Raw genomic sequence first — 16,356 nt, forward strand, 5'->3', positions numbered from 1 at the left:
TGTCAGATCTCGTAGACGACGCGTGGCGCCGCCAGGCCCACCGGCCCGTCGAAGACCTCGCGTGCGTGGGCGAGGTTCACGGCGGGGTCGGTCCACGGCGGGATGTGGGTGAGAACCAGCCGGCGGGCACCGGCGCGGGCGGCGGTCTCGCCGGCCTCGCGGCCGGTGAGGTGCAGGTCCGGGATGTTCTCCTTGCCGTGCGTGAAGGCCGCCTCGCACAGGAACAGGTCGGTGTCCCGGGCCAGCGATTCGAGTGCCTCCGTGACGCCCGTGTCGCCCGAGTACGTCAGGGACTTCCCGGCGTGTTCGACGCGGACGCCGTAGGCCTCCACGGGATGGCGGACCCGCTCGGTGTGGACCGTGAAGGGGCCGAGGTCGAACGTGGACGGCTTGACCGTGTGGAAGTCGAAGACCTCGCTCATCGAGGAGGCGGTGGGGGTGTCGGCGTAGGCCGTGGTGAGACGGTGCTCGGTGCCCTCGGGGCCGAAGACCGGGATCGGGGGGCACGGGCCGCCGTCGTGGCGGTAGTAGCGCGCCACGAAGTAGGCGCACATGTCGATGCAGTGGTCGGCGTGCAGATGGCTCAGGAAGATCGCGTCGAGGTCGTAGAGACCGCAGTGGCGCTGCAGCTCGCCGAGGGCGCCGTTGCCCATGTCGAGGAGCAGCCGGTAGCCGTCGGCCTCTACGAGGTAGCTCGAGCAGGCCGATTCCGCGGACGGGAACGACCCCGAGCAGCCGACGACGGTGAGCTTCATGAAGCAGAAACCTCCGTGGGCGGAACACCCGGATCAACCGGGAACTGGAGTCGGAGAACAGAGAGGTGAGCGGGGGTCGTGCGGTTCGTCGAGCGTAAGGCGCAAAAGGGCCGGTCGCTCCTCCGCCAGGGGCCGTTGTGGGCGAACTCACCTGTGCTGTCACCGGTTCGGCTGGACCAGGGGCGCACAAGGATCGCGCAAGGGCGCGCATCGATTATCTCGCGCCGGTAACGTCGTCGTATGGATACGTCATGGTGGCTCGCGCTCGCGGCAGTCGTCCTGCTGGCGCTGGTCGCCACGCTCGTCGACGGATGGGGCCGGGGGCATCGTCCGCGCGGACCCCGCACCCGCCCGCCGGGACGTCCGCGGGGCCCGCGCGCGGGGACCGGCCGGCCCCATCCGGGGGACATCTGGTGGGCCAACGTGCCCTACGAGGACGGTCCGGGCGCCAAGGACCGGCCCTGTCTGGTGCTGGCGGTGCGCGGCAACCACGCGACCGTCGCCAAGATCACCAGCAAGTACCACGACGAGCGGGCCGGGGTGATCCCGCTGCCGCCGGGCTCGGTCGGGGACGCCCACGGCCGGCCGAGCTTCCTGGAGACGGACGAGCTGCGCGAGGTGTCGGTGTGGGAGTTCCGGCGCCGGGTGGGCGTGGTCGACCCGGTGCTGTGGGACCAGGTCCGGCACCTGGCCCCCTGAGGGTCACTTCACCCTGACGGTGACCTGCCACTCCTGGATTCCCTTGCAGGAGACCCCGCCCGGCGCGGTGGGCTCGGCGCACAGCGGGCGGGACGAGGTGAGGGTGACGGTTCCGGAGGCTACGGCGGTGTAGGCGGCGGAGGCGTCTCCGGGCTGGAGGACGATCCCGCCGTTGGTGGCCCGCAGCGCCTCGCCGCTCACGGTGACCGTCTTCCAGGGGCGCTGCTTGGTGCCGTCGAGGGTGAGCCGGAGCGTGCCGCCGACCGCCACGCAGACCGTGGCGCGGTCGTCGGCGGCGGTGAGTTCGGAGGTGGCGGGCGTGCAGCCGCCGGTGGAGCCGCTCTGACTGGGGCTCGCGGCCGGACCGCCGGGGGTCGGCGAGGACGGCGAGGACGGCGAGGAGGACACCGTGCCGCTGCCCTGGTCGGTGCTCCCGCTCTGCGAGCCGCAGCCCGCGAGCAGGAGGAGGGTCGCCGCGGCGAGCGACGCGCGGTGGACCGTCGTACGGCGCATGGGGTGTCCGCCTTTCGGTGGGGGAACGGAACCCTTGATGCCGATGTGACGTATCTCCCGGACATACGGATCCCGCACCCGGACGGCTTCCGGGTGCGGGATCCGGTCGGTCGGCGGCCGGGATCAGCCAGTCGTGACGGCGGTGTCGTCGACGACGAAGCTGGTCTGCAGGGAGGAGTCCTCGGCACCGCTGAACTTCAGGGTGACGGTCGAGCCCGCGTACGACGACAGGTCGAAGGACTTCTGTGCGTATCCGGTGGCCTTGTTGAGGTTGGAGTAGGTGGCCAGGGTGGTCGAACCGGCGGTGACCGTCAGCTTGTCGTACTGGCTGCTGGTGGTGGTCTCCGCGGTGTCGACGTGCAGGTAGAAGGTGAAGGTCGCCTTGCACCCGGACGGGATCGTCACCGACTGGGAGAGAGTGTCGGTGTGGGTGGAGCCGTAGCCGTCCAGCCAGGCCTTGTAGGAGCCGGCGTGCGCCGCCTCACCGGTGTCGTTGGTGATGACGCCGCTGGAGGCGGTCCAGGTGGTGCTGCCCGACTCGAAGCCCGGGTTGCCGAGCAGTTGGGCCGAGGTGCAGGTGCCGCCGCCGGTGCCGACGGTCCAGCTGAACGACGCCGAACCCGAGGCGCCGGTGGAGTCCTTCGCCGTCACGGTGACCTGGTAGGTGCCCGCGGTGGACGCCGTGCCGGAGATCAGGCCCGAGCCGCTGATCGACAGCCCGGTGGGCAGGCCGGTCGCGCTGTAGGTGAGGGCCGCGCCCGCGTTGTCGGTCGCCGAGATCTGCAGGCTGACCGAGCCGCCGGTGGCGGTGGACTGGCTGCCGGGGTTGGTGACGGTCACCGTGTTGCCGGAGGTGCTGCCGGCGGTGAAGGCCGTGGTGCCGTTCGGGGTGCCCCAGCCGGTCGGGCCGTCGTAGCCGGTGCCGGCGGTGCAGAAGTACGACGTCGAGCAGGAGCCGTTGTTGCCGCTGGTGACGTCGTACAGGTTGCCGGTGTGGGAGTAGGGGTACTTCGCCGGGTAGTCGCTGGAGCCCGGGGTGCCCGCGAGGGCGTAGACGCCGGCGATGATCGGCGAGGAGGCGCTGGTGCCGCCGTAGACCGCCCAGCCGGAGCCGCCGTAGGTGTCGTAGACCGCCACGCCGGTGGCCGGGTCGGCGACCGCGGAGACGTCGGACTCCATGCGCTTGGTGCAGCCGGTGTCGGTCTGCCAGGTGGGCTTGGCGTCGTAGGCGGAGCAGCCGGAGCCGGTGCCCTCGGACGAGCTGGTCTTCCACACGGACTCGGTCCAGCCGCGGGAGTTGGACGAGGTGGACAGCGCGGTGCCGCCGACGGCGGTCACGTACTGGGAGGTCGCCGGGTACTCGGCGCCGTAGTCCTCGTCACCGGCGGAGACGGTGATCGCCACGCCCGGGTGTTTGAAGTACGAGGTGTCCTCGCTGGTCTGGGAGGAGGACTCGGAGCCGCCCCAGCTGTTGGAGACGAACCTGGCGCCGAGGGTGACGGCCTCGTTCTCGGCGGTGCCGAGGTTGGCGTCGGTGGGCGAAGTCGCCTCTACGAGGATGATGTTGCAGTTCGGGCAGACGGCGCTGACCATGTCGATGTCGAGCGCTTCCTCGCCGGCCCAGCCGGAGTCGTTCGTGGGCAGCGAGGTGGTCGAACCGGTCTGACTGACCTGCTTGAAGCAGCCGTTGGCCTTGGTGCAGGCGGACAGGCCGAACTGCGAGCGGTAAGTGGCCAGGTCCGACTCGGCGTTGGGGTCGTTGTAGGCGTCGACCACGGCGACGGTCAGGCCGGAGCCGCCCGTCGAGGGCAGGTTGTAGGCGCTGTGCAGGTTCGAGGGGCTCAGGCCGGAGGGGGCGGCGGCGAGCGCGGAGGCCAGCTGCTGCTTGATGTCGGTCCGGCGCTGCGCGAAGCAGGAGACCTGGCCCGCCTTGGTGGCGGTGGCGCACAGGTGCTCGGTGGGCACCTTCTGGCCCGCCTTGCCGGTGCTGTGCACGGCCTGGCGGCCGGGGTCGGTGAGGGCCCTGGCGTTCTGGGTGGCCTTGGTGGTGGCGTGGGGCGCCGCGGTCGCGGGCTGGGCGGCCCCGGCGGTGGGCGCCGCGACGAATCCGGAGACGGCGAGGGCGAGGGCGGGGAAGGCGACGGCCAGGAGTCTTCGCAGGCTCCGTCGTGATTCACGCATGGGGGTACTGCCTCCATCGGTGGGGTTACAAGGCAGGCCCGTGACGCGCGTAGCGGCGGCAGAGTGCGCGCAGTCATGAGCATGACATTTCGAACACCCTGCGATGCCGACATGCATGGCATGAACAGGACGAAGGAGAAGCTAGTCGGGTTCGGTGGGGCCCGGTCCCCCCGGAGGAAGATCCTTGCACCGGCATGGACAGCGCTTAGCCCCCTCATAGGAGGGGGTTGGCGCGTGCATGATGAGCGCTATGCCCAGAGCTGACCCTGGAGGGTCTCGATGGCTTCCTCGGTCGTGGCGGCCGTGTAGACCCCGGTCGACAGGTACTTCCAGCCGCCGTCGGCGACGACGAACACGATGTCCGCGCTCTCGCCGGCCTGCACGGCCTTCTTCCCCACGCCGATCGCGGCGTGCAGCGCGGCACCGGTGGAGACGCCCGCGAAGATGCCCTCCTGCTGGAGGAGCTCCCGGGTCCGGGTCACCGCGTCCGCCGAGCCCACCGAGTAGCGGGTGGTGAGCACGGAGGCGTCGTACAGCTCGGGCACGAAGCCCTCGTCGAGGTTCCTGAGCCCGTACACGAGGTCGTCGTAGCGCGGTTCGGCGGCGACGATCCGCACGTCCGGCTTCTGCTCGCGCAGGTACCGGCCGACGCCCATGAGGGTGCCGGTGGTGCCGAGCCCGGCGACGAAGTGCGTGACGGAGGGGAGGTCGGCGAGGATCTCCGGACCGGTCGTCGCGTAGTGCGCGCCCGCGTTGTCGGGGTTGCCGTACTGGTAGAGCATCACCCAGTCCGGGTGCTCGGCGGCGATCTCCTTGGCCACCCGCACGGCGGTGTTGGAACCGCCGGCCGCCGGACTGGAGATGATCTCCGCGCCCCACATGCCCAGCAGGTCCCGGCGCTCCTGCGAGGTGTTCTCGGGCATCACGCACACCATGCGGTAACCCTTGAGCTTCGCCGCCATCGCCAGCGAGATGCCGGTGTTGCCCGAGGTCGGCTCCAGGATGGTGCAGCCCGGGGTGAGCCGGCCGTCCTTCTCCGCCTGCTCGATCATGTGCAGGGCGGGACGGTCCTTGACCGAACCGGTCGGGTTGCGGTCCTCCAGCTTGGCCCAGATCCGGACCTCGGCGGACGGCGAGAGCCGCGGCAGGCGCACCAGGGGGGTGTTGCCGACCGCGGCCAACGGGGAGTCGTAGCGCATGCCGATCTCAGGCCATGCCGCCGGCGACCGCCGGCAGGATCGTGATCGTGTCGCCGTCGGTCAGCTTGGTCTCGATGCCGTCGACAAAACGGACGTCCTCGTCGTTCAGGTACACGTTGACGAAGCGGCGCAGCTTGCCGTCGTCCACGATGCGGGCGTGGATGCCGGCGTGCCGGGTCTCGAGGTCGTTGAAGAGGTCGGCGAGGGTCTCACCGCTGCCCTCCACCGCCTTCTGACCGTCGGTGTACTGGCGGAGGATGGTCGGGATGCGGACCTCGATGGCCATGGCTCAGGGCTCCTGTCGGAAAGTCTGGGTGGGTGGGCGCGCGGCGGCACGCCGCGGCTCACGGCCGTGCGGCGGCAGGAGAACGTCAACAGATGGCGCTGTTCAGCCTGCACAGGTCGACGTGCAGCCGCGCCACGAGCACGATGCCCCGCGCCTTCTCGCTCACGTCGTTCAGAACCATGGGGTCATCGTATCGATTCCCGGTGCGCATCCCCGAGTGTGATCTCGGATGACGGACACTTTCTGGCCGAGGATTGAGACACCCCAGGGGCGCCGGGGGTACCCCCGGCCGAAGGCCGGGGAGGAACGGCGCGACCAGCCCCCACCGGCCCGCGGGCGACCACCGGCCGGTCCGGCACCGCCGGAATCCCCGTCGTGGCCGGTCACCGTCGCGGCCGGTCACCGTCGCGGCCGAGAAGTCCGCGTGAGCCGCTGAGAGAAGGGGGGCGGCGGGCCACCGGACGTCAGTACGCCTCGACGGTCCTGACCTCCTCCTCCGTCACCTCGCCGTCGACGATGCGGAAGGACCGGAACTGGAAGTCGCCGAGGCCGTCGGTGTCGGCCGTCGAGACCAGGACGTAGTGCGCGCCCGGCTCGTTCGCGTAGCTGATGTCCGTCCGGGACGGGTACGCCTCCGTCGCCGTGTGGGAGTGGTAGATGACCACCGGCTCCTCGTCGCGGTCGTCCATCTCGCGGTACAGCTTGAGGAGGTCGCCGGAGTCGAACTCGTAGAAGGTCGGGGACATCGCCGCGTTGAGCATCGGGACGAACCGCTCGGGGCGGTCCGAGCCGGCCGCTCCCGCCACGACGCCGCACGCCTCGTCGGGGTGGTCCTCGCGCGCGTGGGCGACGATGCGGTCGACGAGTTCCTGGGTGATGGTCAGCATGTCGGCCAGGATAAGCAGAGGGCCGTCCCGTACCGAAGACTGGTACGGGACGGCCCATATGCCGGACGTCCTGAGCGGCTGTCGCAAGGGGCGCCACGAGTGCTCCCTGCGACGGGACGTCCTGAGGGGGTGGCGAGGGGGTCAGCTCACCTTCTCCAGCGAGGTCCGTTCGTTCCGCTCGCCGATCTGCGGGTCGCGGTTCTTGAGGACCAGCCAGCCGATGCCGAGCGCGGCGGCCCAGCCGGCCATCACGTACAGGCAGACCCGGGAGTCACCGTCGTACGCGATCAGGCCGGTCACGAAGAGCAGGAAGACGATGGCGATCCAGCTGCACACCGCCCCGCCGGGCGCCGGGAAGGAGGACGCGGGCAGCCGGCCCGCGTCGACCGCGCGGCGGTAGAGGACGTGGCTGATCAGGATCATCAGCCAGGTCCAGATGCCGGCCGCGGTGGCGACCGAGGTGACGTACCCGAACGCCTTCTCCGGTACGACGTAGTTGAGGACGACGCCGATGCCCATGAAGAGCACCGAGACGGTGATGCCGAGCGCCGGGGTCTTCGACGCGGACAGCCTGCTGAAGACGGCCGGGGCCTCGCGGCTGTCGGCCAGGTTCCGCAGCATCCGGCCGGTGGAGTACATGCCGGAGTTGCAGGAGGACAGCGCCGCGGTCAGGACGACGAAGTTGACGATGCCGGCGCCGGCCGGGATGCCGATCTTCGCGAAGGCCGCGACGAACGGGGAGACTCCCGGGGCGAACTCCGTCCACTTCACGACGCAGAGGATCACCGTGAGCGCACCGACGTAGAAGAGGGCGATACGCCAGGGGAGAGTGTTGATCGCCTTGGGGAGGGTCTTCTCCGGGTTCTCGGACTCGCCGGCGGTGACGCCGACCAGTTCGACCGCGAGGTACGCGAACATGACGCCCTGGAGGGTCATCAGGGAGGAGCCGACGCCCTTGGGGAAGAAGCCGTCGAACTGGTAGAGGTTCGCTACCGACGCGGTGTCACCGGCGGCGCTGAAGCCGAAGGTGAGGACGCCGAGGCCGATCACGATCATGCCGATCAGGGCCGTGACCTTGACCATGGAGAACCAGAACTCCAGCTCCCCGAAGACCTTCACCGAGATCAGGTTGACCCCGAAGAGGATCACCAGGAAGACCAGCGCGGTCACCCACTGGGGGACGGACGGGAACCAGTAGTTGACGTAGATCGCGGCGGCCGTCAGTTCCGCCATGCCGGTGACGACCCACATCAGCCAGTAGGTCCAGCCGGTGAAGTAGCCGAAGAACGGGCCGAGGAACTCCCGGGAGTACTCCGCGAAGGAGCCGGAGACCGGCCGGTAGAGCAGGAGCTCGCCGAGGGCCCGCATGATGAAGAAGATGATGCCGCCGGCGAGGGCGTACATCAGGATGAGGCTGGGACCGGCCTTGGCGATGTTCGCCCCGGCGCCCAGGAAGAGGCCGACGCCGATGGCGCCGCCGATGGCGATCATCTGGACCTGGCGGCTGCCGAGTCCGCGCTCGTACCCCTCTTCCGAGGCCTCGGAGGACTGCTCCGACGTGTCGACCTGAGCGGAGGTCATGTGTGGTGTGCGCCTTTCTCCATGCCGACCCGGGCCTCTGGTCGGCCGCGGATCGGGTTTCGATCCCCCCGGATTGCTGGAGTGGTGCCTGGCCGACGATGGTCGGCTCGGTGGCGCACCCGGACGGACACATGGGTGGTGTCGCCGGGCGGTCGTGAAGATTTATCACGGCGGCCATACTGATCACAGAGTTCCGCCGGGAGCGATTGTGGCGCACACCACTGGAAGAACCAGACAAAGCGCCACCGGAACGGGACATACCAGGCCGCAACGGTGACTGGATCGTTATCCGGATTTGAGCGTCCTCTGAGCGAACGCAAAATCGGGGCGAATTACGGCATAAGGGTGGTGACCAGGGTCTCCTGGAGGCCGCCGAGCCACAGATAGGCCATCACCATCGGCTTGCGCGCGTCCTCGTCGGGGAGCTGGTAGAGCAGGTCGGTGTCGTCCTCGTCGGTGATGTCGAGGCGGGAGCCGATGGCCAGGCGCAGGTCGTTCAGGGCACCGAGCCACTGCCGGGACTCCTCGGGCGCCAGCTCGAGGACCGCGCCGCCCTCTCCGACGGGAGCCAGCGCGTCCAGGGAGCGGATCACCGCGAGGGCGCTCTCCCGCTTGCCGGCCCGGAGGTCGTTCTCCGTGTAACGGCGGAACTCGGCCGAGTGGGCCTGCTGCTCCTCGGCCTCCCGCGAGGAGCCGGGCAGCCGCTCCGGGTCGCCGTAGGCGTCCGGGAAGAGCCGGCGCAGCACCGGGTCGGTGGGCGCCTCGCTCGGCCCCTCGGCGAAGAGCTCGGCGAGCGGGTCGTCGGGGGCGTCCTCGGCGGGACCGGGGCCGATGAGCTCCAGAAGCTGGACGGCCAGCGTCCGGATGATCGAGATCTCGACGTCGTCGAGGGCGACGGCCGCGCCGCCGCCGGGGAGCGGTTCGAAGATTCCTGGCATGGAGAGGGTTCGCTGCTTCCGGTCCTGGTCGCGGGGTCTGGCTACGTCCGGTCCTGCGGGCAAGGGGTCACGTCCGGTCCTGCGGGCGAGGGGCACGCCCGGTCCTGCGGGGTCATTTCCGGTCCTGCTGGAGGGTGGCCCACAGGCCGTAGCCGTGCATCGCCTGCACGTCGCGCTCCATCTCCTCGCGCGTGCCGCTGGAGACGATCGCCCGGCCCTTGTGGTGGACGTCAAGCATGAGCTTGGTGGCCTTGTCCTTGGGATAGCCGAAGTACGTCTGGAAGACGTACGTCACGTAGCTCATGAGGTTGACGGGGTCGTTGTGCACGATCGTCACCCAGGGGACGTCGGGCTCGGGTACGGCGAAGACCTCCTCCGCCGACTCGGTGCGTTCGATCTCTACGGGAGCGGGTGACGTCACAAGGCCCATGCTGCCACGCGCCCCATAAATCGTCACACTGACGAGATGGGGGTAGCATCTCCAGCCATGAACACAGCGGACCTTGGGCTGCCGGTGGACGTTCCCTCGACGGCGCTCTTCACGGACCAGTACGAGCTGACCATGCTGCAGGCCGCGCTCAAGGCCGGTACGGCCGAGCGGCGCAGCGTCTTCGAGGTCTTCACCCGGCGGCTGCCGGAGGGGCGCCGGTACGGCGTCGTGGCGGGAACCGGGCGTGTCCTGGACGCCGTGGAGAACTTCCGGTTCGACCCGGACGTGCTCGGCTTCCTGGCCGAGCGGAAGATCGTCGACGAACCCACCCTGCGCCGGCTCGCCGGCTACCGCTTCAGCGGTGACATCTGGGGCTATCCGGAGGGCGAGGTCTACTTCCCCGGCTCGCCGATCATGCGGGTGGAGGGCTCCTTCGCCGAGTGCGTGCTGCTGGAGACCGTGATCCTCTCCATCCTCAACCACGACTCGGCGATCGCGGCCGCCGCCTCCCGGATGGCCTCGGCCGCGGGCGACCGTCCGCTGATCGAGATGGGTGCCCGCCGCACCCACGAACTGGCCGCCGTCGCCGCCTCCCGCGCCGCCTACGTCGGCGGTTTCGCGACCACCAGCGACCTGGCGGCCGGCTTCCGCTACGGCATCCCCACGGTGGGCACCTCCGCCCACGCCTTCACCCTGCTGCACGACCGCGAGCGCGACGCGTTCCAGGCCCAGGTCGACTCGCTCGGCCGGGGGACCACCCTGCTGGTCGACACCTACGACGTCGCCGAGGCGGTCCGTACGGCCGTCGAGGTGGCCGGGCCCGAGCTGGGCGCCGTCCGCATCGACTCCGGCGACCTGCTGCTGGTCGCCCACCGGGTCCGCCAGCAGCTGGACGAGCTGGGCGCCCGGGACACGAAGATCGTCGTGACCTCCGACCTCGACGAGTACGCCATCGCCTCGCTGGCCGCGGCACCCGTGGACGCGTACGGCGTCGGCACCCAGCTGGTGACCGGCTCCGGCCACCCCACCTGCTCCATGGTCTACAAACTGGTCGCCCGCGCCGGGTCCGCCGACCCGAAGGCTCCGCTGGTGCCGGTGGCCAAGAAGTCCACCGGCGGCAAGACGTCCGTCGGCGGCCGCAAGTGGGCGGCACGGCGGCTGGACGCCGACGGGGTGGCGGAGGCCGAGGTCGTCGGCACCGGCGAGGTGCCGGCCGAGCTGGTCGACCAGCAGCTGCTGACCGAACTGGTCAAGTCCGGCCAGGTGGTCGCCCGCGAACCGCTGGACGCGTCCCGTGCCCGTCATGCCACGGCCAAGGCCAATCTGCCCCTGTCCGCGACCCAGCTCTCGCGCGGAGAAGCGGTCCTTCCGACGGAGTACGTCCAGGGGCGCTCGGGTAGCTAGAGCGGGTGCCCGCGTACGCGCCCCGCAAAGCCCCCTCCCCTACGCCCCCGTAAGTCTCTACGCTCGGAGGTTCAGGCCGGGCCCGCACCCCTCTCTCCTGCGTCTCCCCCCTCGACAGACCCGACACCGAACGCGAAGGACACCGACCATGCGCCGCGCCTTGATCGTCGTTGATGTGCAGAACGACTTCTGTGAGGGGGGCAGCCTCGCGGTGTCGGGCGGCGCCGACGTGGCCGCCGCGGTCACGGAGCTGATCGGACAGGCACCCGCCGGCTACCGCCATGTGGTGGCCACCCGCGACCACCACATCGCGCCGGGCGGCCACTTCGCGGACAACCCCGACTATGTGCACAGCTGGCCGGCGCACTGCGTGGCCGGCACCGAGGGCGTCGGCTTCCACCCGAACTTCGCCCCTGCGGTCGCCTCCGGCGCGGTGGACGCCGTGTTCAGCAAGGGGGCGTACGCCGCGGCGTACAGCGGCTTCGAGGGCGCGGACGAGAACGGGGTCGGGCTGGCGGACTGGCTGCGGGCCCGCAAGATCGACGAGGTGGACGTGGTGGGGATCGCGACGGACCACTGCGTGCGGGCGACCGCCCTGGACGCCGTGCGGGAGGGCTTCCGCACCCAGGTCCTCCTGGACCTGACGGCGGGGGTGGCCGAGGAGACGACGGAACGGGCGCTGGAGGAGATGCGTGAGGCGGGCGTGGAGCTGACGGGCAAGCCGGTGGTGTGAGGGCCGCGCCCTACGGGGTGCCCGCCGGTTGCACGCCGCGCCGGCGGACTTCGGCGGTGCCGAGCCGGGTGGTGTCCTGGCGCGCGCCCGGTGGGGGCTGGTCGCGCAGTTCCCCGCGCCCCTGAGGTTGGGAGTCGCACCCCCGCCTGCTGAGAGACCCGCCACTCAGAGCAGGCTCGCGGTGGGCCGGGCGCACGCCCGGTGCGGGCTGGTCGCGCAGTTCCCCGCGCCCCTGCGGTTGGGAGTCGCACCCCCGCCTGCTGAGAGACCCGCCACTCAGAGCAGGATCGCGGGCTCGCGGTGGGCCGGGTGCACGCCCGGTGGGGGCTGGTCGCGCGGCATCCCCGCGCCCCTGAGGCTGGGGGTCGTGGGCCAGTGGTGGGTCGGTTATGCGACTGCCGATCTTCGTAGCAGGGATCTGATCGGATGCCACAGTTCCGTCGCCGTGACACCGTTGTCAGGGGCCGTTCTCCATATGAGGCCGTCGGGGTGGTGAAGGACGGCCGTGATCTCGTCCGGGGTCGGCGGGGCGGCGTTGCCCCGCAGGTAGACGGCTCGCATGCCCAAGTTGCGGAGCCTGGTCAGGGCGCGGGCGCGGTTCTGGGCGAGGACCAGCACCCGGACCCCGGCGGTGCCCCCGGCAGGGGCGGGGCTGGGCAGGTTCAGTGCCACCACCACGCTGCCGTTCGGCAGCTTGCAGAACCCTCCTGCGGCCATGCGGTCATACCCCCGTACGAGTCGGTGTCAATAAGAGAGCCACAGGACGCACCTAAACACGATCGGCGGCGACCCGCCAGGGGGTCGCCGCCGATACGTCTCTGACCTGCGAAGATGCGAGTTACTTCACCGCAGGACCGACCTGGAGGGACATCGTCGAGCCGTCCTTGGCCTCCGTGACGATGTTGATCTTCGTGTTGGTGTCAGTGATCTTGACACCGCCGGCCGGGTTGGAGGCGTCGTAGTAGGTGCTCTTGTGGTCGTTGAAGACCGACACCCCGGACGACTGCCTGATCTTGGTCGCCACGTCCGCGCTGTGGAGCGTGATCCCGTCGCTCGCGTAGAGGCTGAACGGCGAGTCGTAGGCCTGGATGCGGTTGCGCATCAGCGTGCCGTTGGACCACTTCAGCGCCGTCGGGTGCGAGTCGATCGGCAGGATCAGACCGGTGCCCGGGTGGACACCGGTGTTGTTGTCCGCCTCGGAGGTGTCCCACTTCCAGATCAACAGGCCGTTCTGGTACGGGTAGTGCTCCACCCAGTCCGGACGGGTCGTCGAGAAGCCGAAGTTGTACGGACCGGTCTTGAGGGTCTTGTCGTACGACACGTACTGGCGGTTCTCCGCGATGTAGTACTGCGCGTAGTCCTTGGTGAAGGACGCGCCGATCCGGGAGAAGCCGGACGCCGTCCACGCCGGGTCCGCCGACTCCGCGTTGTCGGAGAAGAGGGCCGAGCCGTCCGCGGTCACCGTGATCTCGTCCGCCGCGAAGCCCTTCAGGGCGACCCCGCCGTCGGTCTGGTAGCGGAACCGCAGCTGGATCTTCTGGCCCGCGTAGGCGTTCAGCGGGTACGACAGCTTGGTGTAGGCGTCGACCGAACCGGTGAGCGCCGGCTTGTCGCTGCCGTCGCGCGGGATGGCCTGGCCGTCGGCCGTGCCGTCCAGGGCGGTCCAGTTGGCACCGCCGTCGGTGGACACCTCGGCGTAGAGGTAGTCGTAGCCCGACTCGATGTCGTACCAGCCGTCCAGGCTCAGCGCCGCCGAGGACTTGCCGGTCAGGTCGACGTCACGGGTCAGCGTGTTCTTGAGGTTGTCACCGCTGCCGCTCCACCACTGGGTCGCGCCCTGGGCGGGGGCGACGACGGTGGTGGTGACCGCCTTGTCGGGCAGCGAGACCACCAGGGCCTGCTTGTCCTTGGTGTTGTACTCGGCCACGCCCAGCTTGTGCGAGGACTTCGTGCCGGCCTTGGCCACGCCGTAGTTGAGCCAGCCGAGCTGGAGCTTGTCCCAGGCGTTCATGTCGCCGGGCAGGTCACCGATCGCGTTCTTGCCGGTGCCCAGCCAGGAGCCGGAGGACATCAGGGTCCAGAAGCCGGTGGAGTTGTCGCCGCCATTGGTGTCGTACTCGTCGGGCAGACCGAGGTCGTGGCCGTACTCGTGGGCGTAGACGCCGAGTCCGCCGTTCTCCGGCTGCATGGTGTAGTCGCCGACCCAGATACCGGTGTCACCGACCTGGGTGCCGCCGAGCTTGTTGCCCGCGGGACCGGTGGCGCCGGCGTCCGTGCCGAAGGCGTACCAGCGGTGCGCCCAGATGGCGTCGGTGCCCTGGGCGCCGCCGCCCGCGGACTCGTCCTCACCGGCGTGCACGATCTGGAAGTGGTCGACGTAGCCGTCGGGCTCGTTGAAGTTGCCGTCGCCGTCGTAGTCGTAGCGGTCCCACTGGTCGTACTGGGCGAGGTCGGCCTTGATGGCGGCGTCGGACTCGCCTGCCGCCTTCTGGCCGGCGACCCAGGACGTCAGGCCGTCGCGGACCAGGTTCCAGACGCTGGAGCAGGTGGTGGAGCCGCAGGCGTTGTTGCCGTAACGGGCCTCGTTGTAGGGGACCTTGACCCAGTCGGTGACCTCGCCCTCGACCGAGTAGCGGCCCGAGGACTGCTTCTCGTAGTACTTCTTCAGCGACTCGGTCTTCTTGCCGGTGCCGAAGTAGAGGTCCTGGAAGTGGGCCTGGTTGTAGTCCGCCTGCCAGGCCGTGGAGTTGTCCTTGGCGCGGTCCGGCTCGGCTATCTGGTTGTGCAGCGGTCCGACCGTGCCGCCGTAGCGGGGGTCGCTCTGGTCGCCGAACTCCACCAGGATGGTGAAGATCTTGTCGGTCTTCTCCCGGCCGAGTTCGACGTACTTGCTGTCACCCTTCTTGCCCTTGAGCTGGACGACCTTGGAGCCGTCCCGTTCCTTGACCTGGGCCTTGCCGGATATGACCTGGTCGAGGGCTTCCTGCCGCTGGGCCTCCTGGGTCTTGCTCAGGGGGCCGTCGAGGTCGTGTTCGTCCTGCTTCGTCGCCGGGTCCTTCCGGTCGACGGTGGAGCTCGCCGGTTTCGTCGCGGCCTGGGCCGTCGCGAAGGTGGTGAAGCCCGCGGACGCCGTCGCGAGTGTCACCCCGATGGCGAGCGCTCTCAACGTCCAAGATCTACTGGTCACTTGAGGTCCTCCCCCGCGTCCGCGCACACGGAAGGGGGGTCCGGATTCATGGAAGGATCCGTGCGCGCACGTTCAACGCGTCGATTCAAGTGACGTCATTTGACTACTGGTTTACGAGAAAAGACAGACCTTGACTTGGACAGTTCAACTGCACTATGCGGAGAGGAAGTTCGCTTTACGGACGCCGTGGTACCGGTCGGCCCCTGACGGACCTCGCTCAACCGGCGCGCATATGCCTCGGGTTGCCGTATGCCATGCGACCGTGCGCCCCCTGTGCACCGGTACCGTGGGTTAGGTCACGCTTACCGGACGTTCCGCTCGGGCATGCACGCGAATAGAGTCGAACGGTGGAACGCCAGGACGCCGGTGGAAAGCAAGGCCGGCTCCCCGTCTCACCCCCACACCTTCCGAGGACACGATTGCCATGCCTCGTCCGACCCCGGCACAGCTCGTCTACGGTTCGTGCACCGTGATCTGCTCGACGCTCGCCATGCTGCTGCTGTCACAGACGAGTTCGGGCATCGGGATCGCGGTCATCGCGCTCGCGGCGCTCGGTCTGGGACTGCTGGTCGCCATGACGGTTCCGCTCCCCCGGCCGCACGCGGTCGCACAGTCCGAGCCCGCCCCGATCGCATCACCCGAGGTGCGGGTGCCCCTGCACCGGGAGACCGTGGCCGCCGCCGCGGCCGAGTCCGTCCGGGAGCACTCCGCGCCCTGACGCCCGTACACCCGAGAAGCACCGGAAAGTCGGCGGGTCCGTGAGACTGACGGACCCGCCGACTGCTTGTGCGCCCCCGGTGTCAGTTCCTCGTACTCACCACGACCGTCTTCGCGGCCTTGTCGTGCAGGCCCTGCTTGTACGGCTTGTCGAAGTAGCTCCAGCCACCGCAGATGACCGTCCACACGCAGGCGCAGCAGAAGGCGAACGGCAGCCACAGCACCAGGGCCCGCACCAGCGAGGTCTGGGCCGAGGGCGTGGCGCCGTCGGCCAGGTCGGCGACCCGCATGCCGAGCCACTTCTTGCCGAGGGTCCGCCCCGCCTTGGCGGTCATCAGGGTGTCGTACCCGATGAACAGGACGGCGGCGACCAGCGACTGCGCGAAGGACTTGCCGACCTCCATCTTGTCGCCGTTCACCTCGTACTCGCGCACCCCGAAGGCCCAGGTGAGCAGCCAGACCACGATGAGCACCAGGACCATGTCGATGATCCGGGCCAGGGTGCGCCGGCCGCTGTCGGCGAGCGGCGGCATCCCGGCGAGCGGATCGGCGGGATAGCCGCCGGCACCACCGCCGTAGGGTCCGCCGCCCGCGCCGTCGTAGGGGCCGCCACCGCCCGCTCCGTAGGGGCCGCCGCCGGAGGAGGGCGGCGGGGGCTGCGCGCCGCCGTAGGGGGTGTCGTACGGCGAGCCCGGCCCCCGGCCCCCGTCCGGCGGGCCGGACGGGGGCTGCTTCCTGAACGGGTCGTCCTCCGGCGGCTGTCCGGAGCCCGGGGGCGGTTCGGTGCTCATGGCCCGAGTGGACCGCGAAGCCGCCCCGGCCGCATCCGGCGCGGGGCCGTACGGG

At 69.9% G+C, this 16,356-nt stretch carries 17 protein-coding genes; 4 read left to right on the top strand and 13 right to left on the bottom strand.

The annotated features are described in order from the left end of the window. Positions 1-2: 2 nt before the first annotated feature. Positions 3-755, bottom strand: a complete 753-nt coding sequence (locus ACFXI4_RS07085; protein ID WP_384988738.1) for an MBL fold metallo-hydrolase — start codon at positions 753-755, stop codon at positions 3-5. A gap of 240 nt (positions 756-995) precedes the next feature. On the opposite strand from ACFXI4_RS07085, the gene ACFXI4_RS07090 reads away from it, so the two are divergent. Further along, positions 996-1,454: a type II toxin-antitoxin system PemK/MazF family toxin gene (locus tag ACFXI4_RS07090; protein ID WP_384988739.1), complete on the top strand. Its 459-nt coding sequence runs from the start codon at positions 996-998 to the stop codon at positions 1,452-1,454. 3 nt (positions 1,455-1,457) lie between these two features. On the opposite strand, the gene ACFXI4_RS07095 is transcribed toward ACFXI4_RS07090, so the two are convergent. From ACFXI4_RS07095 to clpS, 9 genes are all read right to left on the bottom strand, one after another. Further along, entirely contained in the window at positions 1,458-1,967 is a 510-nt protein-coding gene (locus ACFXI4_RS07095) for a hypothetical protein (RefSeq protein WP_384988740.1), read from the bottom strand. A 123-nt stretch (positions 1,968-2,090) separates the two neighbouring features. Next, positions 2,091-4,148 (bottom strand): putative Ig domain-containing protein, encoded by a 2,058-nt coding sequence (locus tag ACFXI4_RS07100; protein WP_384988741.1) that lies wholly within the window; start codon positions 4,146-4,148, stop codon positions 2,091-2,093. Positions 4,149-4,396: 248 nt separating this feature from the next. Continuing rightward, complete coding sequence (locus tag ACFXI4_RS07105; RefSeq protein WP_362713321.1) at positions 4,397-5,347, bottom strand: cysteine synthase; 951 nt, start codon at positions 5,345-5,347, stop codon at positions 4,397-4,399. A gap of 7 nt (positions 5,348-5,354) precedes the next feature. Continuing rightward, positions 5,355-5,633, bottom strand: coding sequence for a MoaD/ThiS family protein (locus ACFXI4_RS07110; protein ID WP_362713323.1), 279 nt, complete (start codon positions 5,631-5,633; stop codon positions 5,355-5,357). An 85-nt stretch (positions 5,634-5,718) separates the two neighbouring features. Beyond that, the gene (locus ACFXI4_RS07115) at positions 5,719-5,814 is read right to left on the bottom strand and encodes a putative leader peptide (protein WP_362713325.1); all 96 of its coding nucleotides are present in this window, start codon (positions 5,812-5,814) and stop codon (positions 5,719-5,721) included. 283 nt (positions 5,815-6,097) lie between these two features. Beyond that, positions 6,098-6,520: a M67 family metallopeptidase gene (locus tag ACFXI4_RS07120; protein ID WP_362713326.1), complete on the bottom strand. Its 423-nt coding sequence runs from the start codon at positions 6,518-6,520 to the stop codon at positions 6,098-6,100. A 141-nt stretch (positions 6,521-6,661) separates the two neighbouring features. Then, complete coding sequence (locus tag ACFXI4_RS07125) at positions 6,662-8,101, bottom strand: amino acid permease (RefSeq protein WP_384988742.1); 1,440 nt, start codon at positions 8,099-8,101, stop codon at positions 6,662-6,664. Between the two features lie 332 nt (positions 8,102-8,433). Continuing rightward, the gene (locus tag ACFXI4_RS07130) at positions 8,434-9,039 is read right to left on the bottom strand and encodes a DUF2017 domain-containing protein (protein WP_384988743.1); all 606 of its coding nucleotides are present in this window, start codon (positions 9,037-9,039) and stop codon (positions 8,434-8,436) included. A 112-nt stretch (positions 9,040-9,151) separates the two neighbouring features. Next, positions 9,152-9,469 carry an ATP-dependent Clp protease adapter ClpS gene (clpS, locus tag ACFXI4_RS07135; RefSeq protein WP_362713332.1) on the bottom strand — a complete coding sequence of 106 codons (318 nt, stop codon included), beginning with the start codon at positions 9,467-9,469 and terminating at the stop codon, positions 9,152-9,154. Between the two features lie 57 nt (positions 9,470-9,526). On the opposite strand from clpS, the gene ACFXI4_RS07140 reads away from it, so the two are divergent. Then, a complete protein-coding gene (locus ACFXI4_RS07140; RefSeq protein WP_384988744.1) occupies positions 9,527-10,873 on the top strand; it encodes a nicotinate phosphoribosyltransferase in 1,347 nt (448 codons plus the stop codon). 148 nt (positions 10,874-11,021) lie between these two features. Then, positions 11,022-11,606: a nicotinamidase gene (locus tag ACFXI4_RS07145; protein WP_384988745.1), complete on the top strand. Its 585-nt coding sequence runs from the start codon at positions 11,022-11,024 to the stop codon at positions 11,604-11,606. A 387-nt stretch (positions 11,607-11,993) separates the two neighbouring features. Here the strand turns inward: ACFXI4_RS07145 and ACFXI4_RS07150 are convergent, their stop codons facing one another. After that, positions 11,994-12,323, bottom strand: coding sequence for a hypothetical protein (locus ACFXI4_RS07150; RefSeq protein ID WP_362713337.1), 330 nt, complete (start codon positions 12,321-12,323; stop codon positions 11,994-11,996). 121 nt (positions 12,324-12,444) lie between these two features. After that, entirely contained in the window at positions 12,445-14,793 is a 2,349-nt protein-coding gene (locus ACFXI4_RS07155; protein WP_384988746.1) for an immune inhibitor A domain-containing protein, read from the bottom strand. Positions 14,794-15,217: 424 nt separating this feature from the next. Here ACFXI4_RS07155 and ACFXI4_RS07160 point away from each other — a divergent pair, with 424 nt between their 5' ends. Next, positions 15,218-15,511, top strand: coding sequence for a hypothetical protein (locus ACFXI4_RS07160; RefSeq protein WP_384988747.1), 294 nt, complete (start codon positions 15,218-15,220; stop codon positions 15,509-15,511). A gap of 82 nt (positions 15,512-15,593) precedes the next feature. Here ACFXI4_RS07160 and ACFXI4_RS07165 read toward each other — a convergent pair whose 3' ends face one another. Further along, positions 15,594-16,301 (bottom strand): RDD family protein, encoded by a 708-nt coding sequence (locus ACFXI4_RS07165; RefSeq protein WP_384988748.1) that lies wholly within the window; start codon positions 16,299-16,301, stop codon positions 15,594-15,596. Between the last annotated feature and the right edge of the window lie 55 nt (positions 16,302-16,356).

Origin of the sequence: Streptomyces sp. NPDC059224, from assembly GCF_042754285.1 — a bacterium.
GTDB lineage: Bacteria > Actinomycetota > Actinomycetes > Streptomycetales > Streptomycetaceae > Streptomyces.